The 20,038-nt window shown below is 57.5% G+C and carries 21 protein-coding genes; 13 read left to right on the top strand and 8 right to left on the bottom strand.

Features of this window, described 5'->3' with window-relative positions; all coding sequences use genetic code 11:
- Positions 1 to 56: 56 nt before the first annotated feature.
- The 5 genes from ACQZ5Y_RS25705 to ACQZ5Y_RS25685 all read right to left on the bottom strand — a co-directional run bounded on the left by ACQZ5Y_RS25705 (position 57) and on the right by ACQZ5Y_RS25685 (position 4,796).
- Positions 57 to 1,730, bottom strand: coding sequence for an FAD-dependent oxidoreductase (locus ACQZ5Y_RS25705; protein WP_065658409.1), 1,674 nt, complete (start codon positions 1,728 to 1,730; stop codon positions 57 to 59).
- Between the two features lie 57 nt (positions 1,731 to 1,787).
- A complete protein-coding gene (locus tag ACQZ5Y_RS25700) occupies positions 1,788 to 2,093 on the bottom strand; it encodes a UBP-type zinc finger domain-containing protein (protein WP_060642819.1) in 306 nt (101 codons plus the stop codon).
- A 28-nt stretch (positions 2,094 to 2,121) separates the two neighbouring features.
- Positions 2,122 to 2,493 (bottom strand): response regulator transcription factor, encoded by a 372-nt coding sequence (locus tag ACQZ5Y_RS25695; protein WP_025595171.1) that lies wholly within the window; start codon positions 2,491 to 2,493, stop codon positions 2,122 to 2,124.
- A gap of 91 nt (positions 2,494 to 2,584) precedes the next feature.
- Positions 2,585 to 3,226: a response regulator transcription factor gene (locus ACQZ5Y_RS25690; protein ID WP_013762159.1), complete on the bottom strand. Its 642-nt coding sequence runs from the start codon at positions 3,224 to 3,226 to the stop codon at positions 2,585 to 2,587.
- Positions 3,219 to 4,796 carry a sensor histidine kinase gene (locus tag ACQZ5Y_RS25685; RefSeq protein ID WP_111800164.1) on the bottom strand — a complete coding sequence of 526 codons (1,578 nt, stop codon included), beginning with the start codon at positions 4,794 to 4,796 and terminating at the stop codon, positions 3,219 to 3,221. The genes ACQZ5Y_RS25690 and ACQZ5Y_RS25685 overlap by 8 nt, the downstream gene beginning before the upstream one ends.
- Before the next feature lie 362 nt (positions 4,797 to 5,158).
- Between ACQZ5Y_RS25685 and ACQZ5Y_RS25680 the strand changes: the two genes are divergently transcribed.
- Genes ACQZ5Y_RS25680 through ACQZ5Y_RS25670 form a run of 3 tightly spaced genes read left to right on the top strand, consistent with a single transcriptional unit; the run spans position 5,159 to position 7,745 of the window.
- Positions 5,159 to 6,178, top strand: a complete 1,020-nt coding sequence (locus ACQZ5Y_RS25680) for a cupin domain-containing protein (protein WP_174050930.1) — start codon at positions 5,159 to 5,161, stop codon at positions 6,176 to 6,178.
- Positions 6,179 to 6,230: 52 nt separating this feature from the next.
- A complete protein-coding gene (locus tag ACQZ5Y_RS25675; protein WP_003519251.1) occupies positions 6,231 to 6,749 on the top strand; it encodes a Dps family protein in 519 nt (172 codons plus the stop codon).
- A gap of 24 nt (positions 6,750 to 6,773) precedes the next feature.
- Positions 6,774 to 7,745: an alpha/beta fold hydrolase gene (locus tag ACQZ5Y_RS25670; protein WP_025595168.1), complete on the top strand. Its 972-nt coding sequence runs from the start codon at positions 6,774 to 6,776 to the stop codon at positions 7,743 to 7,745.
- A gap of 71 nt (positions 7,746 to 7,816) precedes the next feature.
- Here ACQZ5Y_RS25670 and ACQZ5Y_RS25665 read toward each other — a convergent pair whose 3' ends face one another.
- Positions 7,817 to 8,722 carry a LysR family transcriptional regulator gene (locus tag ACQZ5Y_RS25665; protein ID WP_003519247.1) on the bottom strand — a complete coding sequence of 302 codons (906 nt, stop codon included), beginning with the start codon at positions 8,720 to 8,722 and terminating at the stop codon, positions 7,817 to 7,819.
- Between the two features lie 95 nt (positions 8,723 to 8,817).
- On the opposite strand from ACQZ5Y_RS25665, the gene ACQZ5Y_RS25660 reads away from it, so the two are divergent.
- Both ACQZ5Y_RS25660 and ACQZ5Y_RS25655 read left to right on the top strand, forming a co-directional pair.
- A complete protein-coding gene (locus ACQZ5Y_RS25660) occupies positions 8,818 to 9,141 on the top strand; it encodes a nuclear transport factor 2 family protein (RefSeq protein WP_013762164.1) in 324 nt (107 codons plus the stop codon).
- Positions 9,138 to 9,917, top strand: a complete 780-nt coding sequence (locus ACQZ5Y_RS25655; protein ID WP_111800162.1) for an SDR family oxidoreductase — start codon at positions 9,138 to 9,140, stop codon at positions 9,915 to 9,917. Before ACQZ5Y_RS25660 ends, ACQZ5Y_RS25655 begins: the two co-directional genes overlap by 4 nt.
- A gap of 21 nt (positions 9,918 to 9,938) precedes the next feature.
- On the opposite strand, the gene ACQZ5Y_RS25650 is transcribed toward ACQZ5Y_RS25655, so the two are convergent.
- Positions 9,939 to 10,406 carry a MarR family winged helix-turn-helix transcriptional regulator gene (locus ACQZ5Y_RS25650; RefSeq protein WP_111800161.1) on the bottom strand — a complete coding sequence of 156 codons (468 nt, stop codon included), beginning with the start codon at positions 10,404 to 10,406 and terminating at the stop codon, positions 9,939 to 9,941.
- Between the two features lie 143 nt (positions 10,407 to 10,549).
- Between ACQZ5Y_RS25650 and ACQZ5Y_RS25645 the strand changes: the two genes are divergently transcribed.
- The 3 genes from ACQZ5Y_RS25645 to ACQZ5Y_RS25635 all read left to right on the top strand — a co-directional run bounded on the left by ACQZ5Y_RS25645 (position 10,550) and on the right by ACQZ5Y_RS25635 (position 13,295).
- Complete coding sequence (locus ACQZ5Y_RS25645) at positions 10,550 to 11,341, top strand: alpha/beta fold hydrolase (RefSeq protein ID WP_003519240.1); 792 nt, start codon at positions 10,550 to 10,552, stop codon at positions 11,339 to 11,341.
- Between the two features lie 187 nt (positions 11,342 to 11,528).
- Positions 11,529 to 12,509 carry an alpha/beta fold hydrolase gene (locus ACQZ5Y_RS25640; protein WP_065687459.1) on the top strand — a complete coding sequence of 327 codons (981 nt, stop codon included), beginning with the start codon at positions 11,529 to 11,531 and terminating at the stop codon, positions 12,507 to 12,509.
- 75 nt (positions 12,510 to 12,584) lie between these two features.
- A complete protein-coding gene (locus ACQZ5Y_RS25635) occupies positions 12,585 to 13,295 on the top strand; it encodes a gamma-glutamylcyclotransferase (RefSeq protein WP_174051011.1) in 711 nt (236 codons plus the stop codon).
- Here ACQZ5Y_RS25635 and ACQZ5Y_RS25630 read toward each other — a convergent pair.
- Positions 13,282 to 14,181 carry a LysR family transcriptional regulator gene (locus ACQZ5Y_RS25630; RefSeq protein WP_003519235.1) on the bottom strand — a complete coding sequence of 300 codons (900 nt, stop codon included), beginning with the start codon at positions 14,179 to 14,181 and terminating at the stop codon, positions 13,282 to 13,284. The two genes, ACQZ5Y_RS25635 and ACQZ5Y_RS25630, sit on opposite strands and share 14 nt — an antisense overlap.
- A gap of 120 nt (positions 14,182 to 14,301) precedes the next feature.
- On the opposite strand from ACQZ5Y_RS25630, the gene ACQZ5Y_RS25625 reads away from it, so the two are divergent.
- From ACQZ5Y_RS25625 to ACQZ5Y_RS25605, 5 genes are all read left to right on the top strand, one after another.
- On the top strand, positions 14,302 to 15,234 hold the full coding sequence (locus tag ACQZ5Y_RS25625; RefSeq protein WP_111800159.1) for a VOC family protein: 933 nt from the start codon (positions 14,302 to 14,304) through the stop codon (positions 15,232 to 15,234).
- 57 nt (positions 15,235 to 15,291) lie between these two features.
- Entirely contained in the window at positions 15,292 to 16,209 is a 918-nt protein-coding gene (locus ACQZ5Y_RS25620; protein ID WP_013762169.1) for a LysR family transcriptional regulator, read from the top strand.
- Between the two features lie 723 nt (positions 16,210 to 16,932).
- Entirely contained in the window at positions 16,933 to 17,622 is a 690-nt protein-coding gene (locus ACQZ5Y_RS25615; protein ID WP_013762171.1) for a hydrolase, read from the top strand.
- 62 nt (positions 17,623 to 17,684) lie between these two features.
- On the top strand, positions 17,685 to 17,972 hold the full coding sequence (locus ACQZ5Y_RS25610) for a XapX domain-containing protein (RefSeq protein ID WP_003519470.1): 288 nt from the start codon (positions 17,685 to 17,687) through the stop codon (positions 17,970 to 17,972).
- Positions 17,972 to 19,954, top strand: coding sequence for an amidohydrolase (locus ACQZ5Y_RS25605; RefSeq protein WP_013762172.1), 1,983 nt, complete (start codon positions 17,972 to 17,974; stop codon positions 19,952 to 19,954). The genes ACQZ5Y_RS25610 and ACQZ5Y_RS25605 overlap by 1 nt, the downstream gene beginning before the upstream one ends.
- The last annotated feature ends 84 nt before the right edge of the window (positions 19,955 to 20,038 follow it).

The following is a 20,038-nucleotide window of genomic DNA, read 5'->3' as shown; positions in this document are numbered from 1 at the left end:
TTTTAACCCGCTGGCTTCTGCCAGCGGGTTTTTGATTTTGAGAAAGGTCGGATGCTTCAGTTGGGGGGCTTTATCAGGCTTAGTGCGGCGTGGATTTGCGAGACGACGGCGGCACCTTCCCCAACTGCTGCCGCGACCCGCTTGGTCGATCCGGCACGGACATCCCCGATGGCAAAGACATTCGGCAGGCTGGTTTCGAGAGGCAATGGCTTGCGGGAAAAACGACAATGCTCATCGAAGGATTGCCCAGTGACGATGAAGCCCTTGTCATCGGTTTGCACCCGGCTGCTGATCCAGCCAGCGTTCGGATCCGCGCCGATAAAAAGGAAGAGATGATGAAGCGGCAAGGTGTTCACGCTTCCATCCAGGCGGTTGCGCAGTCTTGCGGAGGAGATGCCAGTGGCGTTATCGCCATTGATCGCGTCCACTTCGCAATGCATGTGCAGTTGGACGTTCGGCAGGGCCTTGATACGGTCGATCAGATATTGCGACATCGTATCTTCGAGTGCGCGCCGCACGACCAGATGAAGTGTCTTGACCTGAGGCGCCAGAAAAACGATGGCCTGGCCTGCCGAATTGCCGCCGCCAACCAGGACGATCTCTTCGCCGGCGCAAAGTTTTGCCTCGATCGGCGAGGCCCAATAGGAAACGCCGTTGCCCTCGAAACCGTCAATGTTGGTGATATCCGGCCGCCTGTAGCGAGCGCCGGATGCGATGACGACACTGCGGGCCGTCACCGATTTTCCACCGTCGAGTTCGAGCGCCAGCACACCTGCGTCATCTTTCGGAGGGATTAGATTTTTGACAGCGACGGGAAGAACCATTTCCGCCCCGAACTTGAGTGCCTGATTGTAGGCACGTCCCGCCAGCGCCTGTCCGGATATGCCCGTCGGGAAGCCGAGATAGTTTTCGATCCGAGACGAAGCGCCGGCCTGCCCCCCAATCGAGTGTTCATCGATGACAAGGACGTCGAGCCCTTCCGAAGCGGCATAGACGGCGGTGGCAAGGCCCGCCGGTCCAGCGCCGACTACAGCGACGTCATAGAGCTTTCCGGGCTTGAGGTCCGGCGTCATGCCGAGACATGCTGCGGCCTCCGCATCGGTCGGTTTCTTGAGCACGGTGCCGTTGGGGCAGACCATTAGCGGAAGGTCGGAGGCGAGAATACCCAGACGTTCGATCAGCGCCTTACCTTCACCCTCCATGGCAGCATCAAGCACGATGTGGGGAAAGGCATTGCGGGCTAGGAATCCTTGCAGGCGCGAGAGCGCGGCATTGCCAGCGGTTCCAATCAGAACAGAACCTGCGCCTGCATCGATCAGACCGACGCGGCGCAGGATGAAGGCGCGCATGATGATTTCGCCGACATCGGCCGATCCGATCACCAAGGCCCGCAAATGGGCGGCATCAAAGGGAATGGCCGTGCAGCCCTCGGACCCGGCGCGGGCCCCGGCAAGTGTCGGTCGACCCGACAGCTGGTTGACTTCGCCAGACAACTGGCCTGCTCCATGCGTCGTGATCGGTGCCTCGCCGGAAAGACCTTCGTGGCGAAACACGTCCATCGATCCCTTCAGCACCAGCCAGGCGGGCGCTGCGTGGTCTCCTACCTTGTAGACGAAGTCACCACGTGCGAAATCTTTTGGCTCGCCGCTGGCAAAACGCTTCGCCGTCTCGACCTGATGGGGGTTGAGCACCGGAAACATCTGGTCCAGGCGCGCGCTGAGATCTGCCATCTGTTACCTCCAGCTGGAAATGTCGTCCGCAGGTCACCGCCGATTTTTCGGCGAAGTTCAGTAATATCGCGGTATCGGCCCGCGTTGCGGTGTCTGATCAGGCAGGTTCACCATGGTTTCGTCCACATAACACCAGCCCCAGCCTTCCGGCGGGTCATAGCCCTCGATGATGGGGTGGCGGGTGGTGTGGAAATGCGCGGTCGCGTGGCGGCCGGGGGACTGATCGCAGCAGCCGACATGACCACATTCGCGGCAGAGCCTCAAATGAAGCCATATCTGGCCAGTTTCGAGACATTCCTCGCAGCCAAGCGTCATGGGCTTGACCGATCGGATCGTCGGCAGGTGCGAGCATTGATCAGACATGGTTCCACTCCTGAACGTGTTGGAAATTTCAGTGCTTCAGTGCTTCTTCAAGACACAGTATAAGCTGGTTGAAATCGACTGGCTTCCCAAGGAATGCGAATGCACCGCCATCCATTGCCGCTGCTCTCGTTCGCTCGTCGCAATAGGATGTCATGAAAATCATCGGCGGCTTTTGATCACCGCGCGAGTTTAACACGTCCTGCATCTGGATGCCGCTCAAGCCTGGCATTTTAACGTCGACCAGCATGCAGTCGATCGCGACGCGATCACCGCGGGCCAGAAAGTCTTCCGCAGACGAAAACAGCCGGCTCTCGTAACCGCAGGACAAAACGAGATCGTCAAGGGCTTCGCGGATCGACCGATCGTCGTCAACGATGGCTATGACAGGTGTTCTGGACAATTTGATTGGGCCTTGCCTCTTAAAATCAACTGGCTTCTATATGCGCCATCGAGACACAACATTGCACCATACAAGGGTCTAGGTTTTGGCCTCAAAGGCCCAGCAGTTCCGCCTTGCGCACCAGTTCGGCTACGGAGCGCGCCTCCATTTTGCGCATGACATTGCCGCGATGCAGCTTGACCGTGATCTCGCTGATCCCGAGGTTGAACGCAATCTGCTTGTTCATCAGGCCTTGCACGACAGCCGTCATGACCTCATGCTCGCGGCGGGTCAATGTCTTGGCCAGTTCCACGACGGCGCCATTTGCAGCAGATTGCTGGCGCATTTCCCGATCTTTCTGAAAAGCAACCGAGACGGCGTCGAGGATGTCCTGGTCCCGAAAAGGTTTGGTCAGGAAGTCGATGGCGCCTGCTTTCATGGCACGGACTGTCATTGGTATATCACCGTGACCCGTCATGAAGATGATAGGCATTCGGTTGCCGAGCTTTTCCAGGTGGAGCTGAAAATCAAGGCCGTTCGCACCGGGCAGGCGAACGTCGAGAAGAATGCAGCCAGGTCGGTCCAGATCGGCATTTTCGAGCAGGTCCTGGGCGCTTTCAAAGGATTTTGCTTCTGTTCGAATTGACAGGAACAGATCGACCAAAGCCTCGCGTATCGCAGTATCGTCATCGACGACGTAGACAACCGGCGTATCGCCGTTCGGCGGTTTGGCGGACTTTCTCGCATCATTCATGGGTTGCCTCCATCGGGACGATCATTTCGAACAATGCGCCACCATCGATGTGATTGCTGGCAGACAGCATGCCGCCGCGGGCTTCGAGCATGCTGCGGCAGATGGCAAGGCCCATGCCAAGCCCGGTCGGTTTGGTCGTGCAGAATGGTTTGAACAGGTTTTTGAGAACGTCCGGACTGAGCCCGGGACCTGTGTCGAGAACCTTGATGATCACGCTTTGATCATCCCCAGGCTCGATCGTTACCGATATCCGCCGCATCGCTTCCGGGGTTTCGGCCATGGCGTGAAGGGAATTGGTGATCAGGTTGATCAAGACTTGCTGCAGCTCTATCCGCACAGCGTTGACGGTGGGCACATCGCTTGCTTCAGCTATTTCAACAATGACCCCGTTTCTGACAAGCTCGCTCTCCATCAGCGCGCGTGTCTCCGTGACGAGATCGGCCAGCGAAACCGGCTCGATATCGGGCGGGCGGTTACCAAGCATTGATCGTGCGCTCTGAATGATGTCGCTGGCACGCTGGCTGTCACGAGCGATGCGCTCAGCTGAGCGGGAAACGGCTGCCAGATCCGGCGGGTCGCGATCCAGCCAGCGCTGCAGGGTCTGGGCGTTGACCACCAAGGCGCCGAGCGGCTGATTGAGTTCGTGCGCGAGCGAGGCAGATAACGCGCCGACGGTTGCCGCGCGCGACGCCAATGCCAATTCCGCCTGGGCCTCGAACAGTGCTTTCTGGGCCAGTTCCCGCTCCGTAATGTCGAACATACCGACAATGACACGGTTGAAATTGGCAGGATCTTCAGGAAAGCCAACGGTCAGCAGCACAAATTTGCTGGTGCCATCGCTGGTGATGATGCTGCCCTTGCCTTCGAAATGCGTCTCGTTGTTGAAAATTGCCGCGATGAGATCGAGAAAGGTGGCGTCGTCCTGGGCAATATAGCGGCGCATGGAGCCGGGATTGTTGTTACCCACATGGCCCAGCAATTCAAGTGCCGCCGCGTTGGCGGCAACGGTAGGGACGCTGACGATGCATCGCTCCAGAAAATCCGGGTTCTCCCGAGCGTGAGCACCAAGGTCTTTGACACCATCTGCTTTCAACGCCATCAGCATTGCGCGGACCTGCGAATAGTCGCGCTCCCAAAGTGCAACGCGGCTTTGCTCGAAAATCGTCCGGTAGCGCTCTTCGCTGCTCTGCAGGGCGGCATTGAATTTCACAAGATTGAGGCGCGCGCGCTGATTGCGGATGATCAAGGCGCAGGTGATCAACATTGCAGCAACCGCGACCGCCAGGCGTAGGGTTGCGGCGAGGTCGGTTTGCAGCCCATGAGCTGCAAGATACGAGACTGCCGCCAGACCGATACAGATACCGGTCACCAGTATCGTTCCTTTTTCTGTCAGGGTTTCTGCCGACAGAAGCAAGGTGATGACATAGAGCGTGGCAAGCGCGCTGTGAATGTCGGTATAGGTATCGAGATAGAAGATCAGCGCTGCGAGCAAAAATGCGCAGACGAGCACGCCAAGTTCAAAGCGCGCCGGCAGCCGTCTTTCCGGGTTTACCAGGACCAGCGAATGCAAGGAGATTTCCCACGTTGAGATCGACCGCATTATCAAGCCATCCCTGCTGCCGAAACGCAATTGGCAATTCCAATATTCCTATGCAAACTCAATCTCATAACCGCGCAAAAAAGAATGGCCATTCCAGGACTGGGATGGCCTCAGATGGATCGCGACATCCATGTGAAAGGGCGCGCTTGAAAATTCAGGGCGCATTGGCATCCAGCATCTCTTCAGTGGAGGGCCTGGATTTGTAGCCTCGGTTCGGCAGGCGAGCCACTATACTTAGGTGTCAGTCCGACTAACCAAGCATTGGATACCGCGCAACCAGATCCTCGCCTACAACCATCTCGTCAAACAAACGATGTGGGCAGGAGTTGAAAATGCAGATTTCAAAACATGTTCTTTCTCTCAAGGACCGGCCTGCAGCCTTCGAAAGCCCGGCGGGATCGATCATGCGCCTTGGTCGCGATCAACTGCCAATCCTCAAAGGCCTTTCAATACGCAGGCTGGTGCTCACGGCACACGCGATCAGGGAGCCTCACTGGCATGCGAATGCCAATGAACTGGGCTACTGTGTCCGCGGACAGGCACTGGTGACTGTCGTCGGCAATCATGGCAGCCGCGACGTCTTTCTTATCGGCATTGGCGAAATGTTCTTCGTTTCGTCAGGCACGGTTCACGCGATTGAAAATACCGGTGAAACGGAGGCGGAGTTCATCCTTGCCTTTTCGAACGAGGATCCGGAAGATTTCAGCCTGTCTGGCGCCTTCGACGTGATGTCCGACGCCGTGCTGCTGAGCACCTTCGAGTGGCAACCGCAAAAGCCGCCGAGTTTTGGCAGGCTGAACGCAAACACAGAGATATTCGACCTGCAGGCCCAGCCAGCCGTTGAAAAGCAGGCGCTTCATCCAAACAGGCTCAAATTCCGTGTCGAGGAGTCAGCGCCGCACGTATCGTCGCCGGCGGGCTCTGCAAGGACCGCGCAGGCTCCGGCTTGGTCTGTTCTCGATGGTCTTTCGATGTTTTCTGTCCGCATCAGCGAGATTGGCCTGCGCGAACCGCACTGGCACCCCGAGACCGCCGAAATGGGCTATGTGCTCGAAGGGACCGGTCAGATGACAGTCCTTGATCCCGATGGAAGCGCTGACACCTATTCGATCCATCCGGGCGACGCCTATTTCGTGCCGCCGGCTTACCCGCATCACATCGAAAACACCGGCAGTGGCACACTGCATATCCTGATTTTCTTCAGTCGCAGCGCGCCACAAGATATCGATTACCGAGCAGCGGCGGCCGGTTATTCACGCAGTGTGATCGCTAGCCAGTTGGGCCTTTCCGAGCAAGCCCTCCTGCCTCTTCCTGTCGATATCGACGATCCGCTGATCGTTGCACGGCTCTGAATCCCTGAATCCCTGAAACCCAAACCCAAGCCCAAACCCAATGGAGATTACCATGAACCGCACCCTCGCTGAAAAACATCGCAAGTCGCCTCTTGCAACACCGACTGCCCTTGGCACGAACGCAACCGCCGATATTTCCGGCGCGTTGACGGCGCTGCTGGCCGATGTCTTCGCGCTTTATCTCAAGACGAAGAATTTTCACTGGCATATGAGCGGTCCGCATTTCCGTGATTACCACCTGATGCTGGACGAGCAGGGCGAGCAGATCTTCGCCATGACGGATGACATTGCCGAGCGAGCCCGCAAGATCGGCGGCACCACACTTCGTTCGATCAGCCATATTTCCAGGTTGCAGCGGCTTCTCGACAACGACGCCGATTTCGTGACCCCGGCGGATATGCTGGCCGAGCTTCGCGACGATAATCTCACACTCGTCTCGCTGATGAAGGCGACACACAATCTTTGTGAAGACCATGGCGACATCGCAACCGCCAGCCTGATCGAAAACTGGGTGGATGAGGCAGAGCGCCGTGCCTGGTTCCTGTTCGAAAGCACCCGCGGCGCCGAATGAGCGCGCGAAATTTCGGAGAGGCCCATGATCAACGAACTTTCACTGTCCCGTCGGCAGGTCCTGTTGGCCGGCACCACGGTTTCTCTGGCCTTGGCCATGCCGGCGATGGCTTCCGAAAAGAAAATTTCCCGTAACCCAGAAGGAATTGCATCGATGACCACGAATTTCGTCACCACCAAAGACGGCGTAGAGATATTCTTCAAGGACTGGGGTCCGAAGGATGCACAGCCGATCGTCTTCCACCATGGCTGGCCGCTGTCGTCAGACGACTGGGATGCCCAGATGCTTTTCTTCCTCAGCAAGGGCTATCGCGTTGTGGCCCACGACCGCCGCGGCCATGGACGCTCCAGCCAGGTGAGCAATGGTCACGACATGGATCATTACGCTGCCGATGCCTCCGCCGTCGCCGAATATCTTGACCTGCGCAATGCCGTTCATATCGGCCACTCCACAGGCGGCGGCGAAGTCGCTCGGTACGTCGCACGGCATGGTCAGCCACAGGGACGCGTGGCAAAGGCTATCCTCGTCAGCGCCGTTCCGCCGTTGATGCTGAAAACCGCAGCCAATCCTGATGGCACGCCGATGGAAGTCTTCGATGGGTTCCGTAGCGCCCTGGCAGCCAATCGCGCGCAGTTCTTCCTCGATGTTGCGTCGGGCCCATTTTATGGTTTCAACCGGCCGGATGCGAAAGTTTCGCAGGGTGTGATCGACAATTGGTGGCGCCAGGGGATGATGGGTAGCGCCGTGGCGCACTATGAAGGTATCAAGGCGTTTTCGGAGACAGATCAGACCGAAGACTTGAAGGCGATTACGGTTCCCACGCTGGTGACCCAGGGTGATGACGACCAGGTCGTTCCCTACAAGGCCGCCGTAGAGCTTCAGGCCAAGCTGATCAAGAACAGCACGATGAAGATCTACAAGGGCTTCCCGCACGGGATGCTGACCACGCATGCCGACGTGATCAATCCAGACCTGTTGGCCTTCATCAAGGCTTGATTGTTTCCCTATCCCAAGACGTGTGTGGCGGCTCCCCAAAGGGCCGCCACTACAAATGCGGGGTCAGCGGGTTAGTCAGCAGCTCGTCGCGAAAGCTCGCGGGCCAGATCAAGAAACGCTTTCACTCCAGCCGACAGATTTCGGCGCCCGGGATAATACAGGCAGAGCCCCGGATACGGTGGTGTCCAGTCCTCCAGCACCCGGACAAGGCGCCCCGCTTTGATGTCGGGGAGCACTTCCTCTTCCATGGTATAGCCCAGGCCGGTACCTTCCAGCACCGAAGTCCTCACAAGGCCCGCTTCATCAAGTGTGATCGGGCCTCGCACATCGATTTGCACCGGTTCGTCGTCTTTTTCAAACCGCCATCGAAACAGTGAGCCGTCAGGCAAGCGAACGCGAATGCATCTGTGATTGAGAAGATCCGGAGGAACCACGGGTTTGGGATGTTGTGCGAAATAGTCCGGAGAACCAACAACAGCGTGTCGCTGGGGCCGGCCGAGCGAAACGGCAATCATGTCGCTGGGAACGAGACCTGCCACCCTGACGCCCAGATCAAAACCGTCATTGACGATATCAACCATTTTTCCTTCCGTGACCAGATCGACATTCATCTCGGGATAGCGACGCAGGAACTCAAGCACGAGCGGTGAGATGATGGCGCGTGCTGCAAACGGTGCCGCATTGATGCGTATCGTTCCAGACGGTGTCTCGCGTTGAGAGCGCACCGTTTCCAGAGCGGCATGAAGGTCCTGAAGCGAAGGCGCAACCTGCTGTACAAAGAGCCTGCCGGCATCTGTCAGCGAGACGCTGCGCGTGGTGCGATTGAACAATCGTACGCCGAGCCCCGCCTCAAGCCTGCCGATGGTGTGGCTGAGCGCAGTTGTGGACATACCGAGATCGATAGCCGCTGCGCGAAACGTCCCGCGCCTGGCGATCGCGATGACTGCTTCGAGTTCCCTAAGGTTTAACTGTTCCATTATCCCGATCTGTTCAACATCACGTGCATGTTTATCCCACTTATCAATGCAATGGTAGAGCACTAACTTAGGGGCACCTCACAAGGAGAAATAAGATGGATATGCCCCAAGTTGTGAATATGTATTTTGACGCTGACACCCGCAACGATGCCGACGGGCTGTTGCAAACGCTTGATGTCGATGCGGTGGTCGAGGACGAGAATGCCCGCTATCAGGGCACTGCCGCCATCCGTCAATGGTGGGTGGCCGCCAAGAGGTCGGCTCAATACGTTGCCGAACCTGTGGAAACCACGATTGACGGTGACAAGACACTCGTGCGGGCGAGGGTGAGTGGCAAGTTTCCCGGTAGTCCGGTGATGCTAATCCATGCCTTCACGATCAAGGACGACAGGATCGTCAGGCTGGAGATCCGGTCATGACTGACTTTCTCAATCTGAACGGCAAACGCGCACTCATTACGGCTGGAACCAAAGGTGCTGGCGCTGCGACCGTCAGCCTGTTTCGCGAACTCGGCGCAAAGGTGCTGACGACAGCGCGTGCCCGTCCGGAAAACATGCCGGAAGAATTGTTCGTCGATGCGGACCTGAGCACCGAAGAGGGATGTGAAATCGTCGCAGAGGCCACGCGGCGGCGCCTTGGCGGCGTCGATGTCATCGTCCATATGCTGGGTGGCTCCTCAGCATCGGGGGGCGGCTTTTCTGCCCTGTCGGAGGATGACTGGCACAAGGAAATATCGCTTAACCTTTATCCGGCTGTCCGGCTGGATCGGCAACTGGTCCCGGATATGGTCGCCCGGGGAAGCGGCGTTGTCGTGCATGTGACATCCATCCAGAGAGTCCTGCCGCTTCCGGAATCGACAACAGCCTATGCCGCAGCGAAAGCGGCACTTTCGACCTATAGCAAGGCGATGTCGAAGGAAGTGTCGCCCAAAGGCGTGCGCGTCGTTCGGGTTTCGCCGGGCTGGATCGAAACGGAAGCCTCCGTCCACCTTGCAGAGCGCCTGGCGAAGCAGGCCGGAACTGACCTTGAGGGTGGCAAGAAGATCATCATGGATGGACTGGGCGGCATTCCGCTCGGCCGCCCGGCAAAACCGGAAGAGGTCGCAAACCTGATCGCCTTCCTCGCTTCCGACCGCGCGGCTTCGATTACTGGTACTGAATACACAATTGATGGGGGGACGGTGCCGACAGCGTAGGTTCCGAGATGCGCCTGCAGATCAGGCGGGCGCGTCCCACCCGCCGATCTGTGAATAGATCGCGTCGCGGAGATGGCGGACGTCGTGGTTCAGATCGGCCAGCTCCTTTGGAGTTTGCATTGAAGCTGCAAGCAAGGTGTCGCTGAGGCAGCCCGCCCTGTGCTGCAATGCGCGGCCTTCCTCGGTCAACGCGATCACCACCTGCCGCTCATTGCTGAGGTTTCTGGTCCTGCGCAACAAGCCGGCTGTCTCAAGGCGCTTCAAGAGCGGCGTCAGTGTGCTCGATTCCAATGCGAGGGCGTTTGCAATGGCGCCAACGGTTTGCTCATCTCCGCTCCAAAGCACGTTTAGCACGAGATATTGCGGGTACGTCAGCCCCAGCTCATCCAGAAAGGGCTTGTAAGCGCGCTGGATGGCAATGCCGGCAGTATAAATTGCGTAGCACAGCTGGTCGTGCAAGGGCGGTGGATTGTTGTGACGTATGGTCATTCTAGGCTCCTTCACACATACATATAGTCAATCATACGGCAAAAATAAATATCGCGATAAGAATTATCTTGACGGAAGGGTCAGCATCTGTCAGCTTATGTGTATCGCGATAACAGTTATCGCAAAACAAAAAGGAAGAAGCCATGACACGCAAGTCCGCAACCGCCCTTTCTGCAATTGCCACCGCCGCATTGTCTGCCGCACTGCCGGCAAACGCTGCCGACACCATTTCCCAGAACCAGTCCGTAAAAAACGTCGTGCTTGTCCATGGCGCTTTTGCTGACGGCTCTGGCTGGAAGGGTGTCTACGACAATCTCACAAAGCGTGGTTACCGCGTGACCATCGTCCAGAATCCCCTGACCTCTCTGGCGGACGACGTTGCCGCCACAAAGCGTGCTCTCGAGCGGCAGGACGGTCCGGTCATTCTGGTCGGACATTCCTGGGGCGGCACGGTCATTACAGAAGCGGGCGTTGATGAAAAGGTTGCTGGCCTCGTCTATGTCTCTGCGCTCTCACCAGATGCCGGCGAAACGACAGCCCAGCAATATCAGGGGTTTGCTCCCGCATCGGAATTCGTCATCGAAACCACGAAGGATGGTTTTGGATATGTCAGCCCGGCAAAGTTCAAGGCTGGTTTTGCTCATGACGTTAGCGATGCCGATGTTGCGTTCATGAGGGACGCTCAGGTCCCGATCAACATGTCGGCGTTCGGCACGAAGCTCGAACATGCTGCCTGGCGTACCAAGCCCAGCTGGGCTGTGATCGCTACTGAGGACAAGGCATTCGACCAGGCAATGCTGATCCATATGGCCGAACGCATCAAAGCCAAGATCACCAAGGTCTCAGCAAGCCACGCCCTGTTCATGACGCAGCCGACGGTCGTCGCTGATACCATCGATGCTGCCGCCAAGGCCGTCTCGGCAAAGCAGAAATGATAGATTCCGCGTTATCGGGACAATCCGCACTGTCCCGATAACGACCGGAACGTATTATTTCGAATTTCACAACAAACTATGAATTATTAGTTCAATTGTTGTGCCCGCGACTTGGTAGCAATATCCACACATCAGACGAGCAACGGCGTCGCCTGAAACACGAAACCATACATTTGCAGGACGTGAGATGACCCAGAACGACTTTTCCATAACGCGCCGTGGCGCACTGCTTTCAGTTGGTGCAGCCGCAGCGGCGATGGCCATTTCACCCGTATTCACCTTCGCAGCAAACGCTGCCCCCACCAACACATCAATCGAAGGAAACAAGACCATGGGTACTATCACCACCAAGGACGGCGTCGAAATATTCTACAAGGATTGGGGCTCCAAGGATGCTCAGCCCGTCGTCTTCCATCACGGCTGGCCGTTATCGTCTGACGACTGGGATGCCCAGATGCTGTTCTTCCTTGCCAACGGTTACCGGGTCGTTGCCCATGATCGCCGTGGCCACGGACGCTCTGCCCAGGTTTCCGAAGGGCATGATATGGACCACTATGCCGCCGACGCTTTCGCTGTCGTCGAAGCGCTGGATCTGAAAAATGCCGTGCATATCGGCCATTCCACTGGCGGTGGCGAAGTGGCGCGCTATGTGGCGAAGTTTGGTCAGCCGGCCGGTCGTGTCGCCAAGGCCGTTCTGGTATCGGCAGTCCCGCCGCTGATGCTGAAGACCGCAGCCAATCCCGAAGGCCTGCCGATCGAAGTGTTCGACGGCTTCCGTTCGGCGCTGGCGGCCAATCGGGCGCAATTCTTCCGCGATGTCCCGGCCGGCCCGTTCTACGGTTTTAACCGCGATGGCGCCAAGGTTCAGGAAGGCGTAATACAGAATTGGTGGCGCCAGGGCATGATGGGCGGTGCAAAGGCGCACTATGATGGCATCAAGGCCTTCTCCGAAACCGACCAGACGGAAGATCTGAAGGCAATCACGGTGCCGACGCTCGTTCTCCACGGCGAAGACGATCAGATCGTTCCAATCGCGGATTCTGCACTGAAGTCCGCCAAGCTGCTGAAGAATGGTTCGCTGAAGACATATCCCGGCTTCTCGCATGGCATGCTGACCGTGAATGCCGATGTGCTGAACGCCGATCTTCTGGCATTCATTCGATCCTGACGATAAGAGGTGGCCGTGGCGGAACCTGCCACGGCCACTGATGCAATCCTTGCCGTACTACCGATCGAGACGACGATGCAGTTGACGCCCGAGCTTGTAGCCCTGACCATCAGAGACGTCCGTGACGACGGCCCGGAGCCGGGCTGGACGCCGTTATCTGAAACAGAACTTGACGCTCTGGTTGCCGCTATCGAACGTGAAGCCGATAGCGATCCGATCTGGGTGTTTGCATACGGTTCCCTCATCTGGAATCCTGAGTTCAAGCCAGCCGGCAGGCGACGTGCCACCGCCCATGGCTGGCATCGTTCGTTTTCCCTGAAAATCGAGCGCTGGCGGGCAACGAGCGCGCAGCCAGGTCTGATGATGGCGCTTGAGCGTGGTGGACAGTGCGACGGTGTCATCATGCAACTCTCGTCCGAGCGGCGGCGTGACGACCTTCGAGCTCTCGTCGCCCGCGAAATCAGGTATCGGGAAGTCATCGACATGGTGCGCTGGGTAAAGGTCAAAACGCCTGACGGCATCCAGAAGGCTCTGACATTCTGGGCGAGCACAAAGCGCGCGGGTCTGACGGCGCCGCTACCGGTGGAAACGACGGCAAAACTGATCGCCAGCGCCTGCGGGGAGGGCGGTTCCTGCGCCCAGTATCTGCACAACACGATCGTCGATCTTCAGGCAGAGGGCATTCGCGATCGAAACCTCTGGCAGTTACAGGCGCGGGTCGCGGCCGAGATCTCCGCACAGCAAGGACGCTGTGGCGGGACAGTCCGGGATATCAATCAAGCATGACCATCTGCGCCGCAACCTGCTCCTCGAAGAATTTGGAGAAGGATGCAATGCGGGGAGGCAGAGCCTGATAGGGCGGGTAGTAGAGGGTCAACCACAGATCGGGTGGGGCCCAGCCCTTGAAGACGTGCACGAGGCGCCCACTCTTGAGGTGTTCCGAGACATGAAAGTTCGGCAGCATGGCAACGCCTGCTCCATCTGCGGCCATGTCGGCCAGAACCTCACCATTATTGGCGCTGAAGGCGCGCCCTGCCGATATCGTCATGCTCGAGCCGCCGTCCGAGAGAACCCAGTTCTCTCGCCGGCTTTCGCCGCTATAGGCGAGGCAATCGTCTGGCGTCAGCTCGTTCGGATGCTGCATCTCGACAAACCGGCTTCCCGGTGCCGCAACCAGAATGCGCGGCACGACGCGGATTTTCCTCCATATCGTGAACTTGTCCGATGGCTGAGACGAGATGCGGATCGCCAGATCGTAGTCATCATCAACGATATTCACCAGTCCGTCGGACAGTGATATCTCGAAGCCCATCTTCGGGTATCGCTCTTTGAAGCCGGAGAGGATCGGTGGGAGCACCGCCTTGCCAAACCACGTCGGCGCACTGATCCTGAGACGCCCTTCGTCGGCTTTGTGAGCGTTCATCACGTCGCGGCGCGCTTCTTCAAGCGTCTTCACCGCCGGCTGAATCTGGGCGGCGAAGATCGCACCGTCTGTTGTCAGCGACACTTGCCGGGTCGTACGGACAAACAGCTGAACGCCGAGTTCGGCTTCAAGTGCCGCAATAGCCCTTGTGACTGCAGCCGGCGTCATGTCGAGTTCGCGGGCAACCTGGGCGAAATTTCGCTTTTCGGCCGCAAGGAGGAAGGTTCGCAGAGCTTTGTAATCGTTCATTGGGATTGTTTCAAAAAGAGCAACGCAGTCGAAATTAATATTGCAATTCTCTGGTGTGATCAATCGGTCTAGATATTCGTCAACAGCCAAACACTAACGGCGACATTGAAAGGCAAGGACATGATCAAGGATATCAAGGGACTGCATCACGTAACCTCAATGGCTTCGGATGCGCGTCAGAACAATCGCTTCTTCACCGACACACTGGGCCTGCGTCGCGTCAAGCAGACCGTTAACTTCGACGACCCGAACGTCTACCACCTTTATTATGGTGACGAGAACGGCTCCGCCGGCACCGTCATGACCTACTTCCCTTTCCCGAACATGATGCTGGGTCGTCCCGGTGTTGGTGAGGTCGGGGAAACCCAGTTCTCCGTGCCAAAGGGCGCATTGAAATTCTGGCAGGATCGGTTTACCGCGCACGGTGTCGATGGCTTGAAAACTGACACCGTCTTTGGCGCCAACAGACTTCAATTCATGGGTCCGGACGGTGACAGTCTGGCGCTGATTGAATCTGCCGATGACAACCGCGCGCCGTGGCTGGCGGACGGCATTCCGGCCGATGCAGCTATCCGCGGTTTTGCCGGCGCCCGGTTCAGCCTGCACGATACTGCCGCGACAGAAGAGCTTCTTGGTTTCATGGGGTATCAACGCGCCGAGAAGGAAGGTGACGTGACCCGCTTTATCATTCCCAATGGAAACGGCGCCGATACGATTGATGTCGCAGCACTGCCGAAAACGTCGTTTGCCCGTCAGGGCGCCGGTTCGGTTCACCATATCGCCTTTGCCGTCGAAAACCGCGAAAAGCAACTCGAAGTTCGCAAGGCACTGATGGACACCGGTTATCAGGTTACGCCCGTCATTGACCGCGATTATTTCTGGGCAATCTACTTCCGCACACCAGGCGGCGTGTTGTTCGAGATTGCCACGAACGAGCCGGGGTTTGACCGGGACGAGGACACGGCACATCTGGGCGAGGCGCTTAAGTTGCCGAGCCGGTATGAAGCGTTCCGTGACCAGATCCAGGCAAACCTCGAGCCGCTGACTGCCTAACAACCCCCGCTCACTGGTGTCTGTGGCAACTGATCGGGCTTCTATGGAGAAATGCCAATGGATCAATTGGGAGCAATCAGAGCCTTTGTTCGCGTCGTCGAGGCCGGATCCTTTGCAAAGGCTGCCAGCACGATGGGTGCGCCACGGTCCACCGTGAGCAAGCTTGTTCAGGATCTTGAGGCCAGCTTGAGCCTCAAATTGCTGGAACGAACGACACGTTCACTCACGGTGACACCCGAGGGCGTTGCTTATTACGAGCGCGCCCTCCGGCTGATCGCCGATTTCGATGAAATGAACAACGAGGCGACCCGCGGGCGCCTTGCCACCAGGGGAAAACTTCGTGTTGACGTAGGAGGGACCTTCGCCAATACGATTCTGATCCCTCGGTTGCCAGAGTTTTACGCGCTCTATCCAGAGATCGAGTTGCACCTTGGTGTGACAGAACGTCAGGCCGACATCGTTGAAGAGGGAATAGATTGCGTCATTCGTGCCGGAGATCTGCCAAGCGCATCTCTTGTTGCGAAGAAACTATGCAGCGTCGAGATAGTAACCTGCGCCACCCCGGCGTACCTCGAAAAATACGGCGTGCCAGCTTCGCCATCGGATCTGCAGCGTGATCATGTTTTCGTTCAGTACTTTTTCGCGCGCAGCCTGAAGGCCGCACCAGTGCGATTGATGAATGGTGACGAGAAAATAGAAATCTACAGCCCGATCAAGCTCTCCACCAGTGATGCGACTGCGCATTTGCATGGAATATTGGCGGGGCTGGGTATTGGACAGACATTTGAATTCTTGGCACGCGCCCATATCGCTCGCGGCGCACTGGTCCCCATCCTGCAAGATTGGGCGCCACCACGTTATCCTGTTCACATAGTTAGGCCAGCGGGCCGGTTTCCGAGCGTGAAGTATCGGGTATTTGCAGACTGGGTTGCGGGCGTGTTTTCTGCCTACGACGAGGGTACCGCCACGTCCTGATAGCTTTATCCATATCCATGGATAGTTACTCCACAACGGCGGGCTTCTCCACGTTCTCCTTTGACGATATCCCACGGCTGATGTGAGCCCGTGGCTCTATCCCGAATGGGAGTAGGCTGTGACAGGCTTGGCTCCTTGGTCGCACGAACCCACCTGCAATTTGGAATAACGGTTGTTCAGATCAAGTATAAGGCGACGTGATCGCGATATGGGGCGTGAATGCCAACGGTGACCCGCAATCTTGTCGCGTCAATACTCAACGGCAGACTGCCAAGGATTACGCGGCTCACACACCGCGCAACCGTTGTTCACTGGCAGTGCCGCGCAGGGCAAATTCAGCCAAATTGCTTCCCACCGAACAGCGAAATCAAGGACGCTGCAGAAGTCTTCAAGGCCGACTCTGCGCATCAAATTTCCTTTAGAAGTTTTCGGAACGCGTGGCCGCGTATCGCAGCCCCGTGCGAAGTCCGCAGCTCAGCCGGATCGAGAGATTATTGTTGCGATAAAAGCAATTCATTCGCAATTAATATTGCAATTCTACGGGGTCGCAACTCGCGCTACCTTTTCTTTCAGCAGCCGAGGCAGCAAGCGAAAGAAAGCATCGGTTTCAACTTCCCGACGGTCTTGGAAGCTGTGTCCCAGGGCACGGCATCCGACCGAAAGGTCCTGCTCATTTCATAACCGGCCGCATTCGCGGTCCAAAACAACCGAAGAGGAATTGACATGTCCAAGCTTGAAGTTCTTACCCCCGCCAACAGCCAGCTCATTTTCATCGATCAGCAGCCGCAGATGGCATTCGGCGTTCAGTCGATCGACCGCCAGACCCTGAAGAACAACGTCGTTGGCTTGGCCAAGGCTGCCAAGATTTTCAACGTGCCAACCACGATTACCACGGTTGAGACCGAGAGCTTCTCCGGCAACACCTTCCCCGAACTTTTGGCCGTCTATCCGCAGAATGACATCCTTGAACGCACCTCGATGAACTCCTGGGATGATCAGAACGTACGCGATGCGCTGGCAAAGAATGCTGCCAACGGCCGCAAGAAGATTGTCGTCTCTGGTCTGTGGACCGAAGTCTGCAACACGACCTTTGCACTCTCTGCTTTGCATGACGTTCCGGAGTACGAAATCTACATGGTCGCCGATGCTTCCGGCGGCACCTCTTCCGATGCGCACAAATATGCAATGGACCGCATGGTGCAGGCTGGCGTCATACCCGTCACCTGGCAGCAGGTCTTGCTCGAATGGCAGCGCGACTGGGCTCGCAAGGAAACCTACGATGCGGTCACCACACTGGTGAAGGAGCATTCCGGCGCTTATGGCATGGGCATCGATTACGCGGTCACTCACGTCCACGGCGGTGCCGAACGCGTCAGCCATGGCAAGCGCATCGGCCCGAACCCCGCGAAGTAAGCCAGATCAACCGCTCCGGTGACGCATCGGAGCGGTTGTCCGTTTTAACGAGGATGACTCTCATGAAAATCTATCTTCTGTCTCTTGGCGCGGGTCTGCTGGTCGGCATCGTCTACAGCCTGCTCAACGTGCGCTCGCCTGCTCCGCCGGTTATCGCGCTTGTCGGCCTGCTCGGCATTCTCGTCGGTGAGCAGATCATCCCGCTCGCCAAATCGCTCTGGAGCAAGGAGCCGGCAGCGGTTTCCTGGCTCCAGCAGGTGAAGCCGCACATGTTCGGTCACATGCCGAAGGGCGGAAATTCTCCGGAAATTGCCCATCGTTCGCAAACCAATTTGGAGGAGCGGAGCTGATGACGACGCGCCGAACCTTCCTTGGAGCGGCCTCGAGCCTGGCGTTTTCGAACCTCTTCTCAAAGGCCAATGCCGCCGATCCCAACCAGACCGGAATAGATACCATGCACCCAGACTTGATCCTCCATAACGGTCGTTTCACGACCCTTGACCGCACCAATCCAAACGCGACCGCGGTCGCCATCAAGGATGGACTGTTTCTTGAAGTCGGTTCGGACAGCGAGGTCATGTCCCTTGCTGGTTCCAACACCAGGATCGTCGATCTCAAGGGCAAGCGCGTTCTGCCCGGCCTCATCGATAACCATACCCACGTTGTGCGTGGCGGGCTAAACTACAATATGGAATTGCGCTGGGACGGCGTGCGCTCGCTGGCAGATGCAATGGACATGCTCAAGCGCCAGGTGGCGATAACGCCAGCCCCGCAATGGGTGCGTGTTGTCGGCGGGTTCACCGAACACCAGTTTGCGGAGAAGCGTCTGCCGACGATCGAGGAGATCAACGCGGTCGCGCCAGATACCCCAGTATTTCTGCTGCACCTCTATGACCGCGCGCTCTTGAACGGTGCTGCACTGCGCGCTGTCGGTTACACCCGCGATACGCCCAATCCACCCGGTGGCGAAATCACCCGTGATGCCAACGGCAATCCGACTGGTCTGTTGCTGGCCAAGCCTAATGCCGGCATTCTCTACTCCACCCTTGCCAAGGGACCCAAACTGCCTCTCGACTATCAGGTCAACTCCACCCGCCATTTCATGCGTGAGCTCAATCGTCTTGGCGTAACGGGTGTGATTGATGCAGGCGGTGGCTTCCAGAACTACCCTGATGACTACGAGGTCATTCAAAAACTCTCTGACGAGAACCAGATGACGGTGCGTCTGGCCTATAATCTCTTCACCCAGAAGCCCAAGGAAGAAAAGCAAGACTTTCTCAACTGGACGTCTTCGGTCAAATACAAGCAGGGCAACGACTATTTCCGTCACAACGGTGCCGGCGAAATGCTGGTCTTCTCCGCGGCGGACTTCGAGGACTTTCGCCAGCCACGTCCGGAAATGGCGCCGGAAATGGAAGGCGAACTCGAAGAAGTGGTGCGCGTTCTGGCCGAGAACCGTTGGCCATGGCGCATGCACGCCACGTATGACGAGACAATCTCCCGTTCGCTTGATGTCTTCGAGAAGGTCAACAAGGACATTCCGCTTGAAGGTTTGAACTGGTTCTTCGACCATGCCGAAACCATCTCGGACCGGTCCATCGACCGCATTGCGGCCCTTGGTGGCGGCATCGCAACCCAGCATCGCATGGCCTATCAGGGCGAATATTTCGTCGAGCGATATGGCCAAGGCGTTGCCGAAGCGACCCCACCGATCCGAAAGATGCTCGACAAGGGCGTCAACGTTTCCGCCGGCACGGATGCGACCCGCGTCGCCTCCTACAACCCCTGGGTCTCGTTGTCCTGGATGGTGACCGGCAAGACGGTTGGTGGCATGCAACTCTATCCGCGTGCCAACTGCCTCGATCGCGAGACGGCTCTGCGGATGTGGACTGAAAAAGTCACATGGTTTTCGAATGAAGAAGGCAAGAAAGGCCGTATCGAGAAAGGCCAGTTCGCCGACCTTGTCGTTCCCGACAAGGACTTCTTCTCCTGCGCCGAAGACGAGATCTCGTTCCTGGTATCGGAGCTGACCATGGTTGGCGGCAAAATCGTCTATGGAGCGGGTGACTTCAAAACGCTCGACGAGAACGACGTGCCGCCTGCAATGCCCGACTGGTCTCCAGTCCGCAAGTTCGGCGGATATGCTGCATGGGGCGAGCCGGAAGGTGCTGGCGCGCGGTCTCTAAGGCGCACGGCTATCTCGACCTGTGGCTGCGCCAGCGATTGCGGCGTGCATGGTCACGACCATGCGGGAGCCTGGACCTCGAAACTGCCGATCGCCGACCTCAAGGGTTTCTTCGGCGCTCTTGGCTGCTCTTGCTGGGCAGTCTGATCGTGTCCTCGCTTGGGCGACTTCTGTTCGCCCAAGCGATCCGACCCTATAATTGCAATATTGGCAATTAAATCGAAACTATTG

Source organism: Agrobacterium sp. A3-95, from assembly GCF_053521785.1.
Note: the sequence above shows the minus strand (reverse complement) of the source record. Positions and strands in the feature narration are given on the sequence as shown.

Bases quoted from the DNA above. Each gene is read 5' to 3' on its own strand.
- ACQZ5Y_RS25630 (WP_003519235.1), bottom strand. From the start codon at position 14,181: ATGAACGATTACAAAGCTCTGCGAACCTTCCTCCTTGCGGCCGAAAAG.
- ACQZ5Y_RS25655 (WP_111800162.1), top strand. From the start codon at position 9,138: ATGACTGACTTTCTCAATCTGAACGGCAAACGCGCACTCATTACGGCT.
- ACQZ5Y_RS25605 (WP_013762172.1), top strand. From the start codon at position 17,972: ATGACGACGCGCCGAACCTTCCTTGGAGCGGCCTCGAGCCTGGCGTTT.
- ACQZ5Y_RS25615 (WP_013762171.1), top strand. From the start codon at position 16,933: ATGTCCAAGCTTGAAGTTCTTACCCCCGCCAACAGCCAGCTCATTTTC.
- ACQZ5Y_RS25675 (WP_003519251.1), top strand. From the start codon at position 6,231: ATGAACCGCACCCTCGCTGAAAAACATCGCAAGTCGCCTCTTGCAACA.
- ACQZ5Y_RS25705 (WP_065658409.1), bottom strand. From the start codon at position 1,730: ATGGCAGATCTCAGCGCGCGCCTGGACCAGATGTTTCCGGTGCTCAAC.
- ACQZ5Y_RS25610 (WP_003519470.1), top strand. From the start codon at position 17,685: ATGAAAATCTATCTTCTGTCTCTTGGCGCGGGTCTGCTGGTCGGCATC.
- ACQZ5Y_RS25670 (WP_025595168.1), top strand. From the start codon at position 6,774: ATGATCAACGAACTTTCACTGTCCCGTCGGCAGGTCCTGTTGGCCGGC.
- ACQZ5Y_RS25660 (WP_013762164.1), top strand. From the start codon at position 8,818: ATGGATATGCCCCAAGTTGTGAATATGTATTTTGACGCTGACACCCGC.
- ACQZ5Y_RS25650 (WP_111800161.1), bottom strand. From the start codon at position 10,406: ATGACCATACGTCACAACAATCCACCGCCCTTGCACGACCAGCTGTGC.
- ACQZ5Y_RS25640 (WP_065687459.1), top strand. From the start codon at position 11,529: ATGACCCAGAACGACTTTTCCATAACGCGCCGTGGCGCACTGCTTTCA.
- ACQZ5Y_RS25635 (WP_174051011.1), top strand. From the start codon at position 12,585: ATGCAGTTGACGCCCGAGCTTGTAGCCCTGACCATCAGAGACGTCCGT.
- ACQZ5Y_RS25645 (WP_003519240.1), top strand. From the start codon at position 10,550: ATGACACGCAAGTCCGCAACCGCCCTTTCTGCAATTGCCACCGCCGCA.
- ACQZ5Y_RS25690 (WP_013762159.1), bottom strand. From the start codon at position 3,226: ATGAATGATGCGAGAAAGTCCGCCAAACCGCCGAACGGCGATACGCCG.
- ACQZ5Y_RS25700 (WP_060642819.1), bottom strand. From the start codon at position 2,093: ATGTCTGATCAATGCTCGCACCTGCCGACGATCCGATCGGTCAAGCCC.
- ACQZ5Y_RS25620 (WP_013762169.1), top strand. From the start codon at position 15,292: ATGGATCAATTGGGAGCAATCAGAGCCTTTGTTCGCGTCGTCGAGGCC.
- ACQZ5Y_RS25665 (WP_003519247.1), bottom strand. From the start codon at position 8,722: ATGGAACAGTTAAACCTTAGGGAACTCGAAGCAGTCATCGCGATCGCC.
- ACQZ5Y_RS25625 (WP_111800159.1), top strand. From the start codon at position 14,302: ATGATCAAGGATATCAAGGGACTGCATCACGTAACCTCAATGGCTTCG.
- ACQZ5Y_RS25680 (WP_174050930.1), top strand. From the start codon at position 5,159: ATGCAGATTTCAAAACATGTTCTTTCTCTCAAGGACCGGCCTGCAGCC.